The following is a 15,183-nucleotide window of genomic DNA, read 5'->3' on the forward strand; positions in this document are numbered from 1 at the left end:
TGGCCCACCGCATCGTGGCCGGGGACGACCGTGACGTGCTCGGTGACACCATGGTGATGACCACCCGTCAGGACGTGGCCATGGCGAGCCTGCCGGCAGGTCGAGCCGCGGTGTTCGCGGACGGCGAGGACGCGCCGTTACTGGTCCAAATCCCGCAGGTCAAGGGCGGTTCCGGCAGTTGGCCCACCGACGCCGAGGTACGTGAGCACGCCCGCGTCCAGGGGGTGGGGCCGATGCTCGCGTCCGGTGACTGCGACGAGGGCTGCCTGGCCGATCCGGTGGCCTGCGCGGCCGCCCGCCGTCTCGTCGACGACCCGGCGGTGCGACGCAAGTTCGCGCGGACCGTGCTGTCAGCGGTGCTGACGCCGGGCGCGCTGGTACGCACCTGGCCAGACGTGCTCGCGTGGTCGCACCCCGGCTTTCCGCACGGGGCGGACGGCCCTTCCAGGACTGCGCCCGCATCTGGGGGGAGCGCCCGGGGCCGTGCCTGTGCCGCTGGCCGGTTGGCGACCTCGTCGCGTCGGGCGACTTCACGCAGGTGTGGGCGCAGGCACGCGACGCGGACCGCGCCTCGGCCACCGGAGGCCGTCATACGCTGTGGGACGTCTGCAAGGACGCCGCCTACCAGTTGGTGGAGTTTCCGGAGGAGGAGACGACCGAGACGGCCGCGCGCCTGCGCGACATCGTCGACCGCCTGGCGCTGTGCTTCGGTCAGCAGATGCTGACAGCCGAGAGCTGGTCGCATCCGGCAACGGTGCGCAGAGCGGTTTCGGGCCTACTGGCCGAGCTGGAGACGGACGTCTCGCCCGCGGACGACGCACGGCTGCTCGGCAGGTCGGCCGCAGAACACCTCGGTGAGCTGCTGCCGGAGTGATGGTGGACACCCCGGCCCACGCACGCCAACATTGCCAACTTCCTCCCATGAGGTCGGGCGCTGTAGGGGTCTTGGGGACGAGTCGGCCTGTAAGCCGGATTCTGTGACCGGCGCGTGGCCGGTCGGCGATCATCTCTCTAGGGCCGCCGTTGCCGACGGCCTCGTGCGGTCTACCCGCGGACTCGGGCGGGCCGCCCTCGAACGTCCGCGCAGTGGATGCCCTTGCGGCCACCCACCTTTTGACCTTGCTCCGGGTGGGGTTTACCAAGCCGCCCGGGTCACCCCGGGCGCTGGTGCGCTCTTACCGCACCGTTTCACCCTTACCGGTGCCCGACGCCTCGCGGCGCCGGTACCGGCGGTCTGTTTTCTGTGGCACTGTCCCGCGGGTCACCCCGGGTGGGCGTTACCCACCACCCTGCCCTGTGGAGTCCGGACTTTCCTCGGCGGGTGCCGGCTCACGCCGGCCCCGACGCGACCGCCCGGCCGACTCGTCCGTACTGAACTCTACCCGGCGGACGGATCTTGCTCAAACGGGCGGTCGGCCCGGGGCGGACGGCCGAGGTGGATTCAGACAGTCGGCGGGACGATGGCGGCGCTGATGTCGGCTTCGCGCTCGACCAGCTCGTGGCCGTAGACGGTCGCCGCGTCGACCCGCAGGATCAGGCAGAACGACGGCCTGTTGGAGAACTCGGCGGTGAGTTCGTCGGCACGGCTGCGCAGGTAGTACGCGGCGGCGAGGTTCGCCGTCGCGGTCTGCCCGGCGAGGATGAACAGCGGCCGGCGGGCCGGGCCGGCGGCCACCCGGGCCAGCAGCGCGAACTCGTGCTCGCCCGGCCGGCCGGCGAACTCCCTGGCCGCCTTGTCCGCGCCGTCGCCCTTCTCGCCGCGCAGCCGCCGGCCCTCCCGCCCGCTCGGGACGGTGACCGCGATGACCCGGCTCTCCCGCGGTGGGCGAGCGGGCACGATCATCGGGCCCGACAGGTTGGTCGTGTCCTGCGCCGCCCCGTTGGGGGCGCCCTCGGCGGAGGCGCCGACGGTGGCCAGCGCCGGGGCCGCCGACGGCGGAGCGGGCGGCGTGGGCGGGGAGAAGGTCACCCCGGGCAGGTAGCGGGACAGGTGGGCCGCCATCCGCGGGTTCGAGCGCGGGTCGCCGATGCAGAACTCGGTGCGCCGGCCGATGCTGTCCTGCACCGCTCCGCCTGGGGTGACCCTGGGCCGCGCGTCCGCTCCGTAGATGACCGAGGAGATCTCCGAGACCGCGAGCACGTCGTCACGGGCGATCATCCCGTTCGGCGCGAGCGAGGCGACCGCGACGAGGATCTCGTCGTCGGCCGCGAGCCCGAACAGCGTCGACTGGCGGGGCCTCGACATGGGCGCGCCGCCGGGCCGTTCCCACAGCCGGATGGCCAGCGCCCCGAGCGCGCCCGCCGCAAGCGAGATCGCGACCGTGAGCAGGATGTCCGGCAACACGTCCACCTGGTGTTCCTCCGTCTGTCAGATCTCGTGTCCGCGCGCGGTGCCCGGTCGGTCGGTGCGCCCGCGTCGGCCGCGAGGCCGGTGCCGGGCGGGGACAGCCCGCCGCCGGGGACGACTCCGGTCGACTCGCCCGGGGCGATCCTAGGCGGGACCAACCTGGGCAGATCCACGGGGTTCACCATCGCAGCCCACCACGAGCCCACCCGACCACGGTCCGCTCCGGGGCGTGCCGCCTGGGTCACTGCCGCCAGGCCGCGGGGCGCGGGGCGCCTACCAATGCCACGTCGGACGCACCGACCAGGGCGGGAGTTGCGTGGTCGTCGCTCCCGCGAAATGCCCAGACGTCCTAGCCACCAGGCGGAAGCGCCGCCTCGGAAGGGCCAGCGAGCCCCGCGCCGGGAAGGCTCGCGCGCCGGGATCGCCGCGGCCGCCGGTCTCCCGGCTGGCCCGCCGGGCGAGCAGGGCCAGCCGGGTCGAGATTTCCGTCACTCGGCCAGGTCGGCCCGGCGAAGGGTCAGCCGAGCAGCAGGAGGCGCGTTGGGTCGGCCAGGACGGCGGCGATCTCTCCGAGGTAGCGGGAGGCCGCCTCGCCGTCCAGGATCCGGTGGTCGAACGACACCGAGATGGTCATCACCCGGCGGATCTGGATCTGGCCTTCCCATACGGCCGGGGTCTCCCGGATGGCGCCGAGCACGACGAGCGCCGCCTCGCCCTCGCGGACCAGCCCGGCGGCCGCGTCGACCCCGAAGACGCCGACGTTGGACACGGTGATCGTGGCGCCGAGCATCCGGGCTGGCGGGGTCCGGCCGGCGCGGGCCTGGGTGACGAGCTCGGTGAGCTCGCCCGCCAGCGCGGGCAGCGACAGCCGGTCGGCGTCCGGGACGACCGGCACGATCAGCCCGCGGTCGGCGGCGACGGCCACCCCCAGGTTGACGCCCGCGAACACCTCGATCTCGCTGGACCCGTCAACGGACGTCAGCCAGCGCGCGTTCGCCAGCGGGTGCGCCGCGAGCGCCGCGACGACGGCACGCGCGATGAACGCCAACGACGTCACCCGCGGCGGCGCCGCGGCGCCGGGACGCGCCGCCGCCTCGTTCTGGGCGCGCCAGCGGGCGACCAGCGCCAGCATCGCGGTGACGTCGACGGCGCGGTGCACCGTCGCCTGCGGGACCGTGAAGGCGCTGCGTTCCATGGCGAGCGCCATCTGCCGGGCGACGCCGCGCACGGGGATCCGCTCACCCGGCCGGGCCGCGGGCCGCTCGGCGCCGGCCGCGGACGGCTCGACACCAGACGGCTCGACACCAGACGGCCCGTCCCCGGCCACGGGCCCGCCGGCCCCGCCACCGACCGGCCGGGACGGCGGCGCGCCGGCGGCCAGGCGGCCAGGCGGCGTGCCGAGCTGGGCCGCCGCGGTGACGTCGGCGCGGGCGATCGTCCCGCCGGGGCCGGTCGGCTCGACGGCGGCGAGGTCGACGCCGAGGTCACGGGCGAGCTTGCGGACGGGTGGGGTGGCCAGCACCCGAGCCCGCGCCGGGCCCGCCGACCCGTTCGACCCCGAACGGGTCGCCCCTGAACGGTTCGCCGCCGACCCGGCCGCCAGCGCGGCCGCGGGCACGGCCCTCACCAGCGGCGCGAGCGCCAGCGACGCGGCGACGGGCCGGGGCGCCGTCTGGCCCAGCGGGCGGCGCGGGCGGCGGCGCGGCGGCTCCCCACCGGCGGTCTCGACCGGCGCGTGGCCGACGACCAGGGCGGGCGGCGCCTCCTCGGCCTGGGCCCTGGCCACGGTGAGCAGCGCCGAGCCGACCGGCACGAGGTCACCCTCGGCGCAGTGCAGGGCATGGACGACACCCGCGAACGGCGACGGGATCTCGACCGCGGCCTTGGCCGTCTCCACCTCGACGAGCGGCTGGTTGAGCTCCACGGTCTGCCCTGGCTGTACCAGCCAGTGCACGATCTCCGCCTCGGCGAGGCCCTCGCCGAGGTCTGGCAGGTGGAACTGGTCGTACATCTGGCCTCTTTCCACCGGTCTGGCGGTCGGCCGTCCCGGCCGTGGCCTCGGCGCTCTCGGCGCCCTCGGCGCGGTCAGTACGTGCGGTCAGTACGTGTCAGTACGTGCGGTCAGTACGTGAAGGTGCGGTCCACGGCGTCGAGCACCCGGTCGAGGTCGGGCAGGTACTCCTGCTCGAGGCGCGCCGCCGGGTAGGGAGTGTGGTACCCGCCGACCCGGCCGACCGGCGCCTCCAGGTGGTGGAAGCAGTCCTCGGTCAGCCGCGCCGCAATCTCGGCGCCGAGCCCGGCCGTCACCACCGCCTCGTGCACGACGACGGCTCGGCCGGTGCGGCGCACCGAGTCGGCCAGCGTCGGCCAGTCCAGCGGGGCGAGCGAGCGCAGGTCGACGACCTCGACCGAGCGGCCGTCGGCCGCGGCGGCGCTCGCCGCGTCCAGGCAGGTGCGCACCGTCGGCCCGTAGGCGATGAGCGTGACGTCGGTGCCGGGCCGGGCCACCCGGGCGCGTTCCATCGGCGGCGCCGGGTCCTCGGGGACGGCGAGCGGGCCACGTTCCCAGTAGCGCCGCTTCGGCTCGAAGAAGATCACCGGGTCGTCGCAGGCGATCGCCTGGCGCAGCAACAGGTAGGCGTCGGCGGACGTCGACGGCGTCAGCAGCCGCAGCCCCGGGGTGTGCGCGAAATACGCCTCCGGGGACTCGCTGTGGTGCTCGACCGCGTGGATCCCGCCGCCGTAGGGGATCCTGATCGTCACAGCCATCCGCAGGTGACCGGCGGAGCGCTGGTGCAGCCGGGAGAGCTGGGTGACGATCTGGTCGAACGCGGGGTAGACGAAGCCGTCGAACTGGATCTCACAGACGGGCCGGTAACCGCGCATCGCGAGCCCGATCGCGGCGCCGACGATGCCGCTCTCCGACAGCGGGCTGTCGATCACCCGTGCCTCCCCGAACTGCTCCTGCAGCCCRTCGGTGACCCGGAAGACCCCGCCGAGGCGGCCGACGTCCTCCCCCAACAGCACCACCTTCGGATCGGCGGCCATCGCGTCGCGCAGCCCGGCGCCCAGCGCCCTGGCCATCGGGACGGCGGCCGGCGCGGGCTCGGTGGCGGCCCTGGCCTCGGGGACCAGGAGTGTGCCTGGTGGCGGTGTGCGTGTGCTCATACCTGGAACGACTCCCGGTACTCGCGGAAGCGGGCTCGCTGGACGCGGGCCTCCTCCGTCTCGGTCACCAGCACCTCGTCGAAGAACGCGTCCGGCGCAGGATCCGCCAGCGCGAGCGTCTCCGCCCGCAGCTCGGCGGCGGCCGCCTCGGCCTCGGCCCGCTGCCCGTCGAACCAGGCGGCGTCACAGACCGGCGCCAGCGCCCGCACGACCCGGTCGATCGGGTCGAGCGCCCGCCAGAGGTCGACCTCGCCGGCCGGCTGGTAGCGCGTCGGGTCGTCCGAGGTGGTGTGCGGTCCCATCCGGTAGGTATAGGCCTCGATCAGTGTCGGGCCTTCGCCCGCGCGTGCCCGGGCGAGCGCCGCCGACGTGACCGAATGCACGGCGACGACGTCGTTGCCGTCGACCCGCACCCCGGGGAACCCGAAACCCGCGGCCCGCGCGGCCAGCGGCACCCGCGACTGGCGCGCCGCCGGCGTCGAGATCGCCCACTGGTTGTTCTGGCAGAAGAACACCACCGGGGCCTTGAAGCTCGCCGCCCACACGAACGCCTCGTTGGCGTCGCCCTGGCTCATCGCGCCGTCACCCAGGTAGGCGAGGACCGCCGCCGGCTCCTGCCCGCCCGCCACGCCGGCCTGGGCTTCCAGCCGAGGGCCGAGCTGGGCGTCGAGCTGGAGACCGAGGGCGTAGCCGACGGCGTGCAGCGTCTGCGAGGCGAGCACGAGCGCGTAGTTGGCCAGGTTGTGCGCGGCCGGGTCCCAGCCACCATGGGTGATCCCGCGCAGCAGCCGCATCACCTCGACCGCGGGCAGGCCCCGGTCCCAGGCGACGGCGTGCTCCCGGTAGCTCGGGAAGATGAAGTCCGCCGGTGCGGCCGCGCGCACGGAGCCGATCTGGGCCGCCTCCTGGCCACGCAGCGGGATCCACAGCGCGAGCTCACCCTGACGCTGCAACGCCGTCGCCGCCTCGTCGAGATGACGCGCCCGCAGCATCGCCCCATAGCAGCCCTTCAGCTCCTCGACACCCAGCAGCGGGCGAAAGTCCACATGCTCGACCGCCGACCCGTCCGGATTCAGCAGCCGCACGCCGTAGTCGTCGGACGATTCACCCGAACTCACGTAGCGCACTCCCCCTCTGAGCTGGCCGTGACCACCACAAATACAGACTCACCATATTTCGACCACTTTCGGTAATCGAATACCGATGTAGTTGTACGCCCGACAACTACCGTAGGAGTCCACCTGGATGCGTTACGTTATTACCGGGAGGTCACCACCGGTGGGAGGCATGCGGTCGCCCGCGGCGACGCGCTCGGTGAAGCCGAGGTCGGCGACCTGGTCGCACCGCCCCTGCGCGTCCTCGGCCACCAGCCGCCGCGAGCACACGAGCGGCCCGCCCGATGGCACCCCGGCACGCCCTCCGAACTCATCGCGTGTCGACAGGTAGCCGTTGCCAGCCCGACCGCCGGCCATTTCCGGTATCACCGGATCCGCGAGGACAGCTCCATGGGCGATGGGCATACGCGAGATAACGGGCATCGCCGCCGGACCCGGAAGCCGGCGACGCACGAAAGAGGGGCGGTGCCTCGACAGGAGGCACCGCCCCAGCCCATCAGGACCTCCGGAGCATCAGCCGTTCCGGATGGTCACGACAGGAGCCGACCGGCCGGTCCAGCAGCGACGACTACCAGCCCCAATCCCAGTCGTCCTTACGGTCCTTGCCCCAGCCATCCTTACGGTCCTTGCCCCAGCCGTCCTTACCCCAACCGTCCTTACGGTCCTTGCCCCAGCCGTCCTTGCCGTCCTTACCCCAACCGTCCTTGCCATCCTTGCCCCACTCGTCCTTGCCCTTGTCCCAGCCACCGTCCTTCTTGTCGCCCCAGCCCCAGTCGCAGGCCTGCGCGGCAGCGACGCCCGGGCCGAATCCAAGAACCACGGCGACGGCGCCGGTCACGGCAATGGTGGCCGCGCGTCGACCAATCGACTTCTTCATCTAACCGGTCCCCCATATCACCTGATGGCCTGCGGCCCGGCGGGATCTCTCTCGCGCGGACGTCGGCCGGCCGCCGCTGAATGCGACGTCGGAATGACTTCGCGACGCAGCGTAACCGGATTTCGCCCAGCCGAAAAAAGGATCAGGGAGCGTCTTGCCATTTCGGCTTATACGTTCCCGTCCCGGCCTTCGCGCCGGTTCCGGTCATACCAGCTCCAAAGCCAGGCAGGGCGCCGACGATATCCGCGTATTCCATCGATTCCGGCGACGGAAATGGGCCGGAAGAAAACGGCCTAGAAGACCGGTGGAGCCATCACGGAACCGACCGGTGCCGGTGCTTGACAGTATTCCCGGGAACAAGTGCCCGACCTCCCACGGCCGTCCGCCATGCCGGCGGGCACCATCGGTCAGGTCATCCCCGCCCGGGCTCCGGGGCGTCGGTACCCGGCCGCGGGCATGGTCACGAGTCCGGCCCGCGGCCCGGCCTGGCTGAGTCGGCACGGGACAAGACCGGGCCGTTCGGCCGGGATGCGCGCAGCGGCAGTCAGCCGCGACCGGTGGCGTCGACGATCGGGGTGGCGACCCGGCCGACCCGCTCGATCTCGACCTCCACCCAGTCCCCGGGCACCAGGTAGCGGGGCGGCCTGCGGATGTAGCCGACGCCCGCGGGGGTGCCGGTCACCAGCAGGTCGCCGGGGTACAGGGTCATCGTCTGGCTGATGAAGGACAGCACCTGACCGACGCTGAAGATCATGTCGCTGGTGTCGCCGTCCTGGACGACCTCCTCGACCTGAGAGCCGTCGTCCGCCCGGGTGCGCACGCGGGTGACGACGCGCAGCCCGTCGGCGGGGTCGCCGACCTCGTCGGCGGTGACCACCGGGCCGAGCGGCCCGCTTCGGTCGGAGTTCTTGCCGAGGGTCCACTGCGGCGAACGCCCCTGGGCCCGCCTGGCCGACAGGTCGTTGAACGCGGCATAGCCGAGCACCCCGGCCAGGGCCGTCGCCTCGTCGGCGTCGGCGAGCGTCGCGCCGAGGACGACACCCAGCTCGCCCTCCCAGTCCAGCCCGCGTTCCCCCGCCGGGACGGGCGCCGGCGTCCCGTCGACGGTCAGCGACACCGTCCACCGCCCGAAGATCGCCGGGTATTTCGGCAGCGGGAGACCGGTCTCGGCCGCGTGCGCCCGGTAGTTCAGCCCGACACACAGCACCCGCGCCGCCGGCGGGACCGGCGCGACGATCGTCAGCTCGCTGACGGGCCGCGCCGCGGTCCCCGGCAGCGCCAGCGCCTCGGCGGCGCGGTCACGCCAGCGGGGCACGTCGGCATAGAACTCCTCGACCGGCGCGAGCCCGATCACCCCGGGCCCGGCCGGCATCGACCCGGCCGCCGTCGCCGCCCCCGGCGCGCCACCACCGGCCCGGGTCAGGACGCCGACCACCGACCTGCCGCGTTCCCGGAACCCCACGAACCGCATCGCGCCCCCTTCCCAAGCCCCACGACAACCCGACCGACGCGACGGCGACCGCCCAAACCGTGGTCGGTGAGCGTGTCCCCGCGGTCGATCATCGACCACGATCCACGACCGGAAGGCGAAACGTGGCCRATGGTCGTGTCCCCACGATCGCTGGTCGGCCACGGTTCACGGCTCACGGCCGTCGGTCAGTCAGGCAGGCGGACAGGCGGGGCCGTGCGGCGCAGCCACCACAGGCCGAGCGCCGGCAGCACGACCGGCAGGAAGAAGTAGCCCTGGCCATAGACCGACCAGACCGCCTCGTCGGGGAACAGGTCCCGGTCGACGACGCTGAGCGTGCCGACGGTGAGCACCCCGGCGAGCTCGGCGGCGCAGGCGGCGGTCGCCAGCCGCCGGCCGCCGGCCGAGGACCGGGTGAGCCCGATCGTCGCCAGGATGTACACGACGCCCGCGAACGCGGACAGCAGGTAGGCGACCGGCGCCTCGTCGAACTTCGTGATGATCTGTACGAGCGCGCGCGACGTCGCCGCGACCGCGAACACCGCGTAGACGGCGACCAGCAGCCGTCCCGGCCCGCTCGACGTCCGCCGCGCGCCCGGTACCGGCGCCGCCGTGTCCTCCGGAGGCGTACCGCCCACCGTGGCCGGCTCCCCCGCCGTCTCGGTCGTCATCCCGTCCTCCCGCCGTCCCTGTCTGGCTCACCCCGGCTCCGGCCGAAGGCCCCGGTGGTGGCCAAGCCGCGCACGCCCCGGAGTCCCGGAGCCTCGGGGCAGGTCCGGGCGTCGACCCCCGTCACGACCAGGTCTGCTGCAGGCGCTGCACCATGACCGCCACCACGAGGGCCGCGACCCCGAGCACCGCCGTCCCCGACCGGGACCGCTCCCCTACCGCCCACCATGCCCCGATGGGCAGCGCCACGACGGACGCGACCAGGTAGAGCACGAACGTCAGCGGCTCGTCGGCGTGCTCGCCCCGGGCGACCAGCACGATCGCGCCGACCACTTGGGCGAGGATCAGCGCCTCGACGACCCCGGCCCCGGCGAGCACCGACTGCCCGATCGGCCGGTTGCGCCAGGCGAGGAAGAACACCCAGGCCGCGAGCAGCAGCGCCGCGACCGCCACCGCGACGGCAATGACCCTGACCATCTCTCGCGCCCACCTCTACTACATGCCGTAGAACCCGATCCTAGCCGGCCGACCGCGAGGTTCCGTTCGGCGGGCGGACGAAGAACCAGACGATCTCCATGAGGACGGCCGTGGCCGCGGCGATGCCGAGAGCGACGAGCGGGCCGGTGGTCCCGACCAGGGAGAGCTGGAAGAAGTCCTGCAGGTAGGGGACGACCAGCACCACGGCGAACAGCGCGCCCATCGCGGCGACCAGCAGGACCCGCCACCAGGTGTACGGCCGGGCGATCATGGCGAGCGCCCACATCGAGGCCAGGAACAGCGTGAACGTCGACAGGGACGTCTCGGCCTTCAGGTCGTGGTCGTAGAAGACCTCGCGCGCCAGGAAGTACGTGGCCACGGTCGCCAGGCCCGCCAGGACGCCGGCGGGGATGGCGAAGCGCAGCACCCGGGAGACGAAGCCCGGCCGGGCCCGCTCGTGGTTCGGCGCGAGCGCGAGGAAGAACGACGGGATGCCGATCGTCAGCGAGCTGATCAGCGTCAGGTGCCGGGGCAGGAACGGGTACGGGACCTGCGCGGCGACCACGACGATCGCCAGCAGCACCGAGTAGACCGTCTTGGTCAGGAAGATGTTCGCGACCCGCTCGATGTTGCCGATGACGCGGCGGCCCTCGGCGACGACGAACGGAAGCGCCGCGAAGCTGTTGTCCAGCAGCACGATCTGCGCGACGGCCCGGGTCGCCGGGCTGCCGGATCCCATCGCGACCCCGATGTCGGCGTCCTTGAGGGCGAGCACGTCGTTGACGCCGTCGCCGGTCATCGCGACGGCGTGGCCACGGGCCTGCAACGCGCCGACCATCTCCCGTTTCTGGTGCGGGGTGACCCGGCCGAAGATCGTGTGCGTCTCGAGCTCGACGCCGAGCTCGGCCCGGTCCTCGGGCAGCGAGCGGGCGTCGACGGGGTTGTCGGCGCCGGCGAGGCCGAGCTCGCGGGCGACCGCGCCGACCGACAGGGCGTTGTCGCCGGAGATGACCTTGGTAGCGACGCTCTGCTCGGCGAAGTAGCGCAGCGTGTCCGGGGCGTCGGCGCGCAGCCGCTGAGCGATGACGACCAGCGCCGCCGGCTCCACCGCGCCGTCCACGCCGCCCGCGAGCGCGTCCGCCAGCGACCGGTCGGAGCGGGCGAGCAGCAGCACCCGCAGGCCGCGCTCGCCGAACGCGTCGGCGTCCGCGAGCGCCGGGTGGCCGCGGTCGAGCAGCACGTCGGGGGCGCCGAGCAGCCAGGTCGACTCCGCGCCGTCCGGCTCGGCGAGTCGAGCCCCGGACCACTTGCGGGCCGACGAGAACGGCGCGGCGTCCACCGGCCGCCAGCCGTCCGGCGCCGGGTATGCGTCGATGATGGCCTGCAGGCTCGCGTTCGGCCGCCGGTCGGCCGCGCCGAGCGCGCCGAGCACCGCGGCCACCCGCCCGTCCGTACCGGCCCCGCCACCGTCCGCGGGCGCATCACCGTCGCCGGACGCGTCGTCGGCGTATCGCCCCAGGGGGCGGACCTCGAGGACGTCCATGGCCGGCTCGGTCAGGGTGCCGGTCTTGTCCAGGCAGACGACGCTGACCCTGGCGAGCCCCTCGATCGCGGGCAGCTCCTGGACCAGGCAGTTACGCGACCCGAGGCGCACGACGCCGGCCGCGAACGCCAGTGACGTGAGCAGCACCAGCCCCTCGGGCACCATGCTGACGAGGCCGGCGACCATCCGCCGGATCGCTTCGGCCAGGTCGTTGTCGTCGATCGTGAGCTGGCTGATGACCAGCGCGATCCCGGCCGGGATGATCAGGTAGGTGACGATCCGCAGGATCTTGTTGACGCCGTTGCGCAGCTCGGAGTTCACCAGCGTGAACCGGCTGGCCTCGGCGGCGAGGCGGGCGGCGTAGGCCTCGGTGCCGACCTTCGTCGCGACGAACGCGCCGGTGCCGGCGACGACGAAGCTCCCGGACATCATCGGGTCGCCGGGACGCTTGTGGACCGGGTCGGCCTCGCCGGTGAGCAGCGACTCGTCGACTTCCAGGCCGTCGGCCTCGCCGACCGTGCCGTCGACGACGATCTTGTCACCGAGCCCGACCTCGATCAGGTCGTCGAGGACGATCTCGCCCGGCGCGAGCTCCACGGCCTGACCGTCGCGGCGGACCGTCGGGCGGGCCTCGCCGATGACGGCGAGGCGGTCGAGGGTCCGCTTGGCGCGCAGCTCCTGGATGATACCGATCACCGAGTTCGCCACGATCACCGCGCCGAACAGGCCGTCCTGGATCGGCCCCACGACGCAGATCAGCGCGAAGAGGACGCCAATGATCAGGTTGATCCGGGTGAACACGTTCGCGGTGAGGATCTCGCGGACGGTCCGGCTGGACCTGGTCGGCACGTCGTTGACCTGGCCGGCGGCGACCCGGCTCGCGACCTCGGCGGCGGTCAGCCCGCCCGGGGAGAACACCAGGACGTCGCTCGCGGACCCGCCGTCGCTCCCGGCACCGTCCAGCCCGCCCACCAGGGCCGGCAGGGCGGGCGCGGCCGAGATGCCGTCCGCGTCGTCAGGAGCGGACGCCTCCCGTGGGACGGCCACGCCGCCACCACTGGCGGCCCTGGCGGACGCGCCGTCGGCCGGGGCGGCCGGGGCGGCGGGACCGGCCGGGGTGCTCGCGGGTGCGCCGTCGCCGGCCAGGCCGGGCGTGGCCGGGCCGGCGTCGACCCGCTGCTCCATGCTTCGGTTCCCCTCGCTCAGTCGGACGCGTGGCCGCGGCGCGGCGGAGCGACCGGCACTCTGCGCGTACATCGCCAACCTATGCGAGGAGTTCGACCAGCCGGTGACGGAACCCTGGCCCGCCGGGGTCGGCGTCCGGTGGGGGCCCACGGCCTGCCCGCCAGGCGCGCAATGGAAGGCGGCGGACGGGCAGACGCGCCGGGCGGGACGCGAGGCGCACCGGCGTCCGGCTATGAGGTAGGTCTCACGTGGGCGATTCCACGGACGCGGACTCACGCGCCGCCCACCGCTGGAACGGGCGCCCTTGCCGTCGTGGTTGCCGCGATCCCGGCCCGAACACGGCGCCACGAGCCGTTTGCCGGGTGCCGCTGCCCGCCGAGGCGGCACCATAGGACCATGGCAACCGAAGGGCTGGCCGCGGGCGCGACACCATTGGCCTACCGCGTCAGGCCGTTCACCCGTGCCGCGGCCCTCGGCCCACGCCCGGCGGACGTGCCGGTGATCAGGGACGCGGCGGCCGGAGTGATGGCCCTGCGGGAGGCCATCGCGGCCGCCGTCGGCGTCACGGCCGGCGGCGGCGTCGCCGTGCTGACGGGCGCCGGCATGTCGACCGAGTCCGGGATACCGGACTACCGCGGACCGAGCGGCGCGCTGCGGCGCAACCACGCGCCGATGACCTACCAGCAGTTCACCGGCGACCCGGCGGCCCGCCGGCGGTACTGGGCCCGCAGCCACGCTGGCTGGCGGCACATCGTCGACGCGCGGCCCAACTCCGGGCACACCGCGGTCGCCGCGCTGGAAGGTGCCGACCTGCTCACCGGCATCGTGACGCAGAACGTCGACGGTCTGCACCAGGCCGGCGGCGCGCGCTCGGTCGTCGAGCTGCATGGCAGCCTCGCCCGGGTGCTCTGCTCCGACTGCGGTGACGTCAGCCCACGCGCCGAGCTCGAGGCGCGCCTCGCCGCCGCCAACCCCGACTTCCGCCCCGAGGCGGTCGACGCCGGCGTGTCCGGCGCCGAGGAGCCCGGCCCGCCAGAGGAATGGGACGGCGGGGGCGGCCCGCCCGCGGCGGCCGGGGAGGGCGGCGGCGCGGCCGGCGCGGCGCCGCCGCCGGCCGGCCGGGTCAACCCGGACGGTGACGCCACGCTGGCCGAGGCCGAGATCACCCGGTTCGCCATGGTCGGCTGCGGGCGCTGCGGCGACGGCCGGCTCGAGCCCGACGTCGTCTTCTTCGGCGCGACGGTCCCACGCGACCGGGTGGCGGCCGCGATGGATGTCGTGGAGCGCTCCCGCCTCCTGCTGGTCCTTGGTTCGTCGCTTACCGTGATGTCTGGCTACCGGTTCGTGCTGCGGGCCGGCAAGCTCGGCATCCCGGTCGCCATCGTCAACCAGGGCCCCACCCGCGCCGACGCCCGTGCCGCCCTCCTCGTCGACGCTCCCCTCGGTGACATCCTCCCGGCCCTCGCCCACGAGCTCACCGTCACCTCCTGAGGCCGTCGCCCCACGGGCCGTCGGCGGCGGCCCGTCGACCACGGGCCGCCACGATCACCACCGCCGGTCCGAGCCCCGCCACCGGGCCAGACTCCGGCCACCACGCCAGGCCCCGGCCGCGAGCCGGGCCCCGGCCGCGAACTGGCGGGCGCTGCGAGGATGGGGGCGTGCGGACGAATGGAACGGCGGGGCGGGTGGACGCGCGGTTCCGGGCGGCGACGCTCGACGACGTGCCCGAGCTGCTGACGCTCATCACCTCGGCCTACCGGGGCGAGGCGAGCCGGGCGGGGTGGACGACCGAGGCGGACCTGCTCGGCGGCCAGCGCACCGATGCCCAGGCGATCGTCGAGATCGTGACCAGCGCCGACGGCATGATCCTGGTGGCGCAGGAGGCCGCGGGCGGTGCCGGGGCGGATGACGTCGAAGGCCGCGAGGACGGTGCCCGCGCCGCGGCGACGCCTGGGCGGCGGATCATCGCGTGCTGCCAGCTGGAGCGACACGGCTCGACGGGCTACTTCGGCATGTTCGCGGTTCGACCGACCAGGCAGGGTGGCGGGCTCGGCTCGGCGGTGCTCGCCGAGGCGGAGCGGCGGGCCCGCGAGGCATGGGGCGCCGACCGGATGGAGATGTACGTGATCTCCCAGCGCGCCGAGCTGATCGCCTGGTACGTCCGCCGCGGCTACCGGCCGACCGGCGACATCAGGCCGTTCCCGTACGGCGACGAGCGCTTCGGCCTCCCCCGGCGCGACGACCTCGCCTTCACCGTCCTGTCCAAGCCGCTCGTCGCCTCCCAGCCACGGTCCGCCGCCGGCGAGCCCGCCGCCGGCTGAGCCCGCGGGGCGG

At 74.0% G+C, this 15,183-nt stretch carries 13 protein-coding genes and 1 other RNA gene; 3 read left to right on the forward strand and 11 right to left on the reverse strand.

Annotated elements, in window-relative coordinates; all coding sequences use genetic code 11:
- Positions 1-403 precede the first annotated feature (403 nt).
- Positions 404-874: a hypothetical protein gene (locus BCD49_RS15465; RefSeq protein WP_007516516.1), complete on the forward strand. Its 471-nt coding sequence runs from the start codon at positions 404-406 to the stop codon at positions 872-874.
- Between the two features lie 74 nt (positions 875-948).
- On the opposite strand, the gene rnpB is transcribed toward BCD49_RS15465, so the two are convergent.
- From rnpB to BCD49_RS15520, 11 genes are all read right to left on the reverse strand, one after another.
- Positions 949-1,365: RNase P RNA component class A (rnpB, locus tag BCD49_RS15470), an RNA gene on the reverse strand.
- Positions 1,366-1,441: 76 nt separating this feature from the next.
- Positions 1,442-2,350 carry a hypothetical protein gene (locus tag BCD49_RS15475; RefSeq protein ID WP_007516517.1) on the reverse strand — a complete coding sequence of 303 codons (909 nt, stop codon included), beginning with the start codon at positions 2,348-2,350 and terminating at the stop codon, positions 1,442-1,444.
- A gap of 514 nt (positions 2,351-2,864) precedes the next feature.
- On the reverse strand, positions 2,865-4,358 hold the full coding sequence (locus BCD49_RS15480) for a dihydrolipoamide acetyltransferase family protein (RefSeq protein ID WP_071041612.1): 1,494 nt from the start codon (positions 4,356-4,358) through the stop codon (positions 2,865-2,867).
- 110 nt (positions 4,359-4,468) lie between these two features.
- Positions 4,469-5,431: an alpha-ketoacid dehydrogenase subunit beta gene (locus tag BCD49_RS15485; protein WP_027140703.1), complete on the reverse strand. Its 963-nt coding sequence runs from the start codon at positions 5,429-5,431 to the stop codon at positions 4,469-4,471.
- Positions 5,432-5,511: 80 nt separating this feature from the next.
- Positions 5,512-6,633 (reverse strand): thiamine pyrophosphate-dependent enzyme, encoded by a 1,122-nt coding sequence (locus tag BCD49_RS15490; RefSeq protein ID WP_007520149.1) that lies wholly within the window; start codon positions 6,631-6,633, stop codon positions 5,512-5,514.
- Positions 6,634-6,765: 132 nt separating this feature from the next.
- Positions 6,766-6,987 (reverse strand): hypothetical protein, encoded by a 222-nt coding sequence (locus tag BCD49_RS15495; RefSeq protein WP_027140702.1) that lies wholly within the window; start codon positions 6,985-6,987, stop codon positions 6,766-6,768.
- 211 nt (positions 6,988-7,198) lie between these two features.
- Positions 7,199-7,507, reverse strand: coding sequence for a hypothetical protein (locus BCD49_RS15500; RefSeq protein ID WP_007520151.1), 309 nt, complete (start codon positions 7,505-7,507; stop codon positions 7,199-7,201).
- A gap of 544 nt (positions 7,508-8,051) precedes the next feature.
- Positions 8,052-8,978: a fumarylacetoacetate hydrolase family protein gene (locus tag BCD49_RS15505; protein WP_007520152.1), complete on the reverse strand. Its 927-nt coding sequence runs from the start codon at positions 8,976-8,978 to the stop codon at positions 8,052-8,054.
- 185 nt (positions 8,979-9,163) lie between these two features.
- Positions 9,164-9,646, reverse strand: a complete 483-nt coding sequence (locus BCD49_RS15510) for a hypothetical protein (RefSeq protein ID WP_007520153.1) — start codon at positions 9,644-9,646, stop codon at positions 9,164-9,166.
- Between the two features lie 121 nt (positions 9,647-9,767).
- Complete coding sequence (locus tag BCD49_RS15515) at positions 9,768-10,121, reverse strand: hypothetical protein (RefSeq protein ID WP_007520154.1); 354 nt, start codon at positions 10,119-10,121, stop codon at positions 9,768-9,770.
- 40 nt (positions 10,122-10,161) lie between these two features.
- Positions 10,162-12,849 (reverse strand): cation-translocating P-type ATPase, encoded by a 2,688-nt coding sequence (locus BCD49_RS15520; protein WP_007520155.1) that lies wholly within the window; start codon positions 12,847-12,849, stop codon positions 10,162-10,164.
- A 525-nt stretch (positions 12,850-13,374) separates the two neighbouring features.
- Between BCD49_RS15520 and BCD49_RS15525 the strand changes: the two genes are divergently transcribed.
- Both BCD49_RS15525 and BCD49_RS15530 read left to right on the forward strand, forming a co-directional pair.
- A complete protein-coding gene (locus BCD49_RS15525) occupies positions 13,375-14,340 on the forward strand; it encodes a Sir2 family NAD-dependent protein deacetylase (protein WP_035928400.1) in 966 nt (321 codons plus the stop codon).
- Positions 14,341-14,507: 167 nt separating this feature from the next.
- The gene (locus BCD49_RS15530; protein WP_007517109.1) at positions 14,508-15,170 is read left to right on the forward strand and encodes a GNAT family N-acetyltransferase; all 663 of its coding nucleotides are present in this window, start codon (positions 14,508-14,510) and stop codon (positions 15,168-15,170) included.
- Positions 15,171-15,183 lie beyond the last annotated feature (13 nt).

Source organism: Pseudofrankia sp. EUN1h (genome assembly GCF_001854645.1).
Lineage (GTDB): Bacteria > Actinomycetota > Actinomycetes > Frankiales > Frankiaceae > Pseudofrankia > Pseudofrankia saprophytica.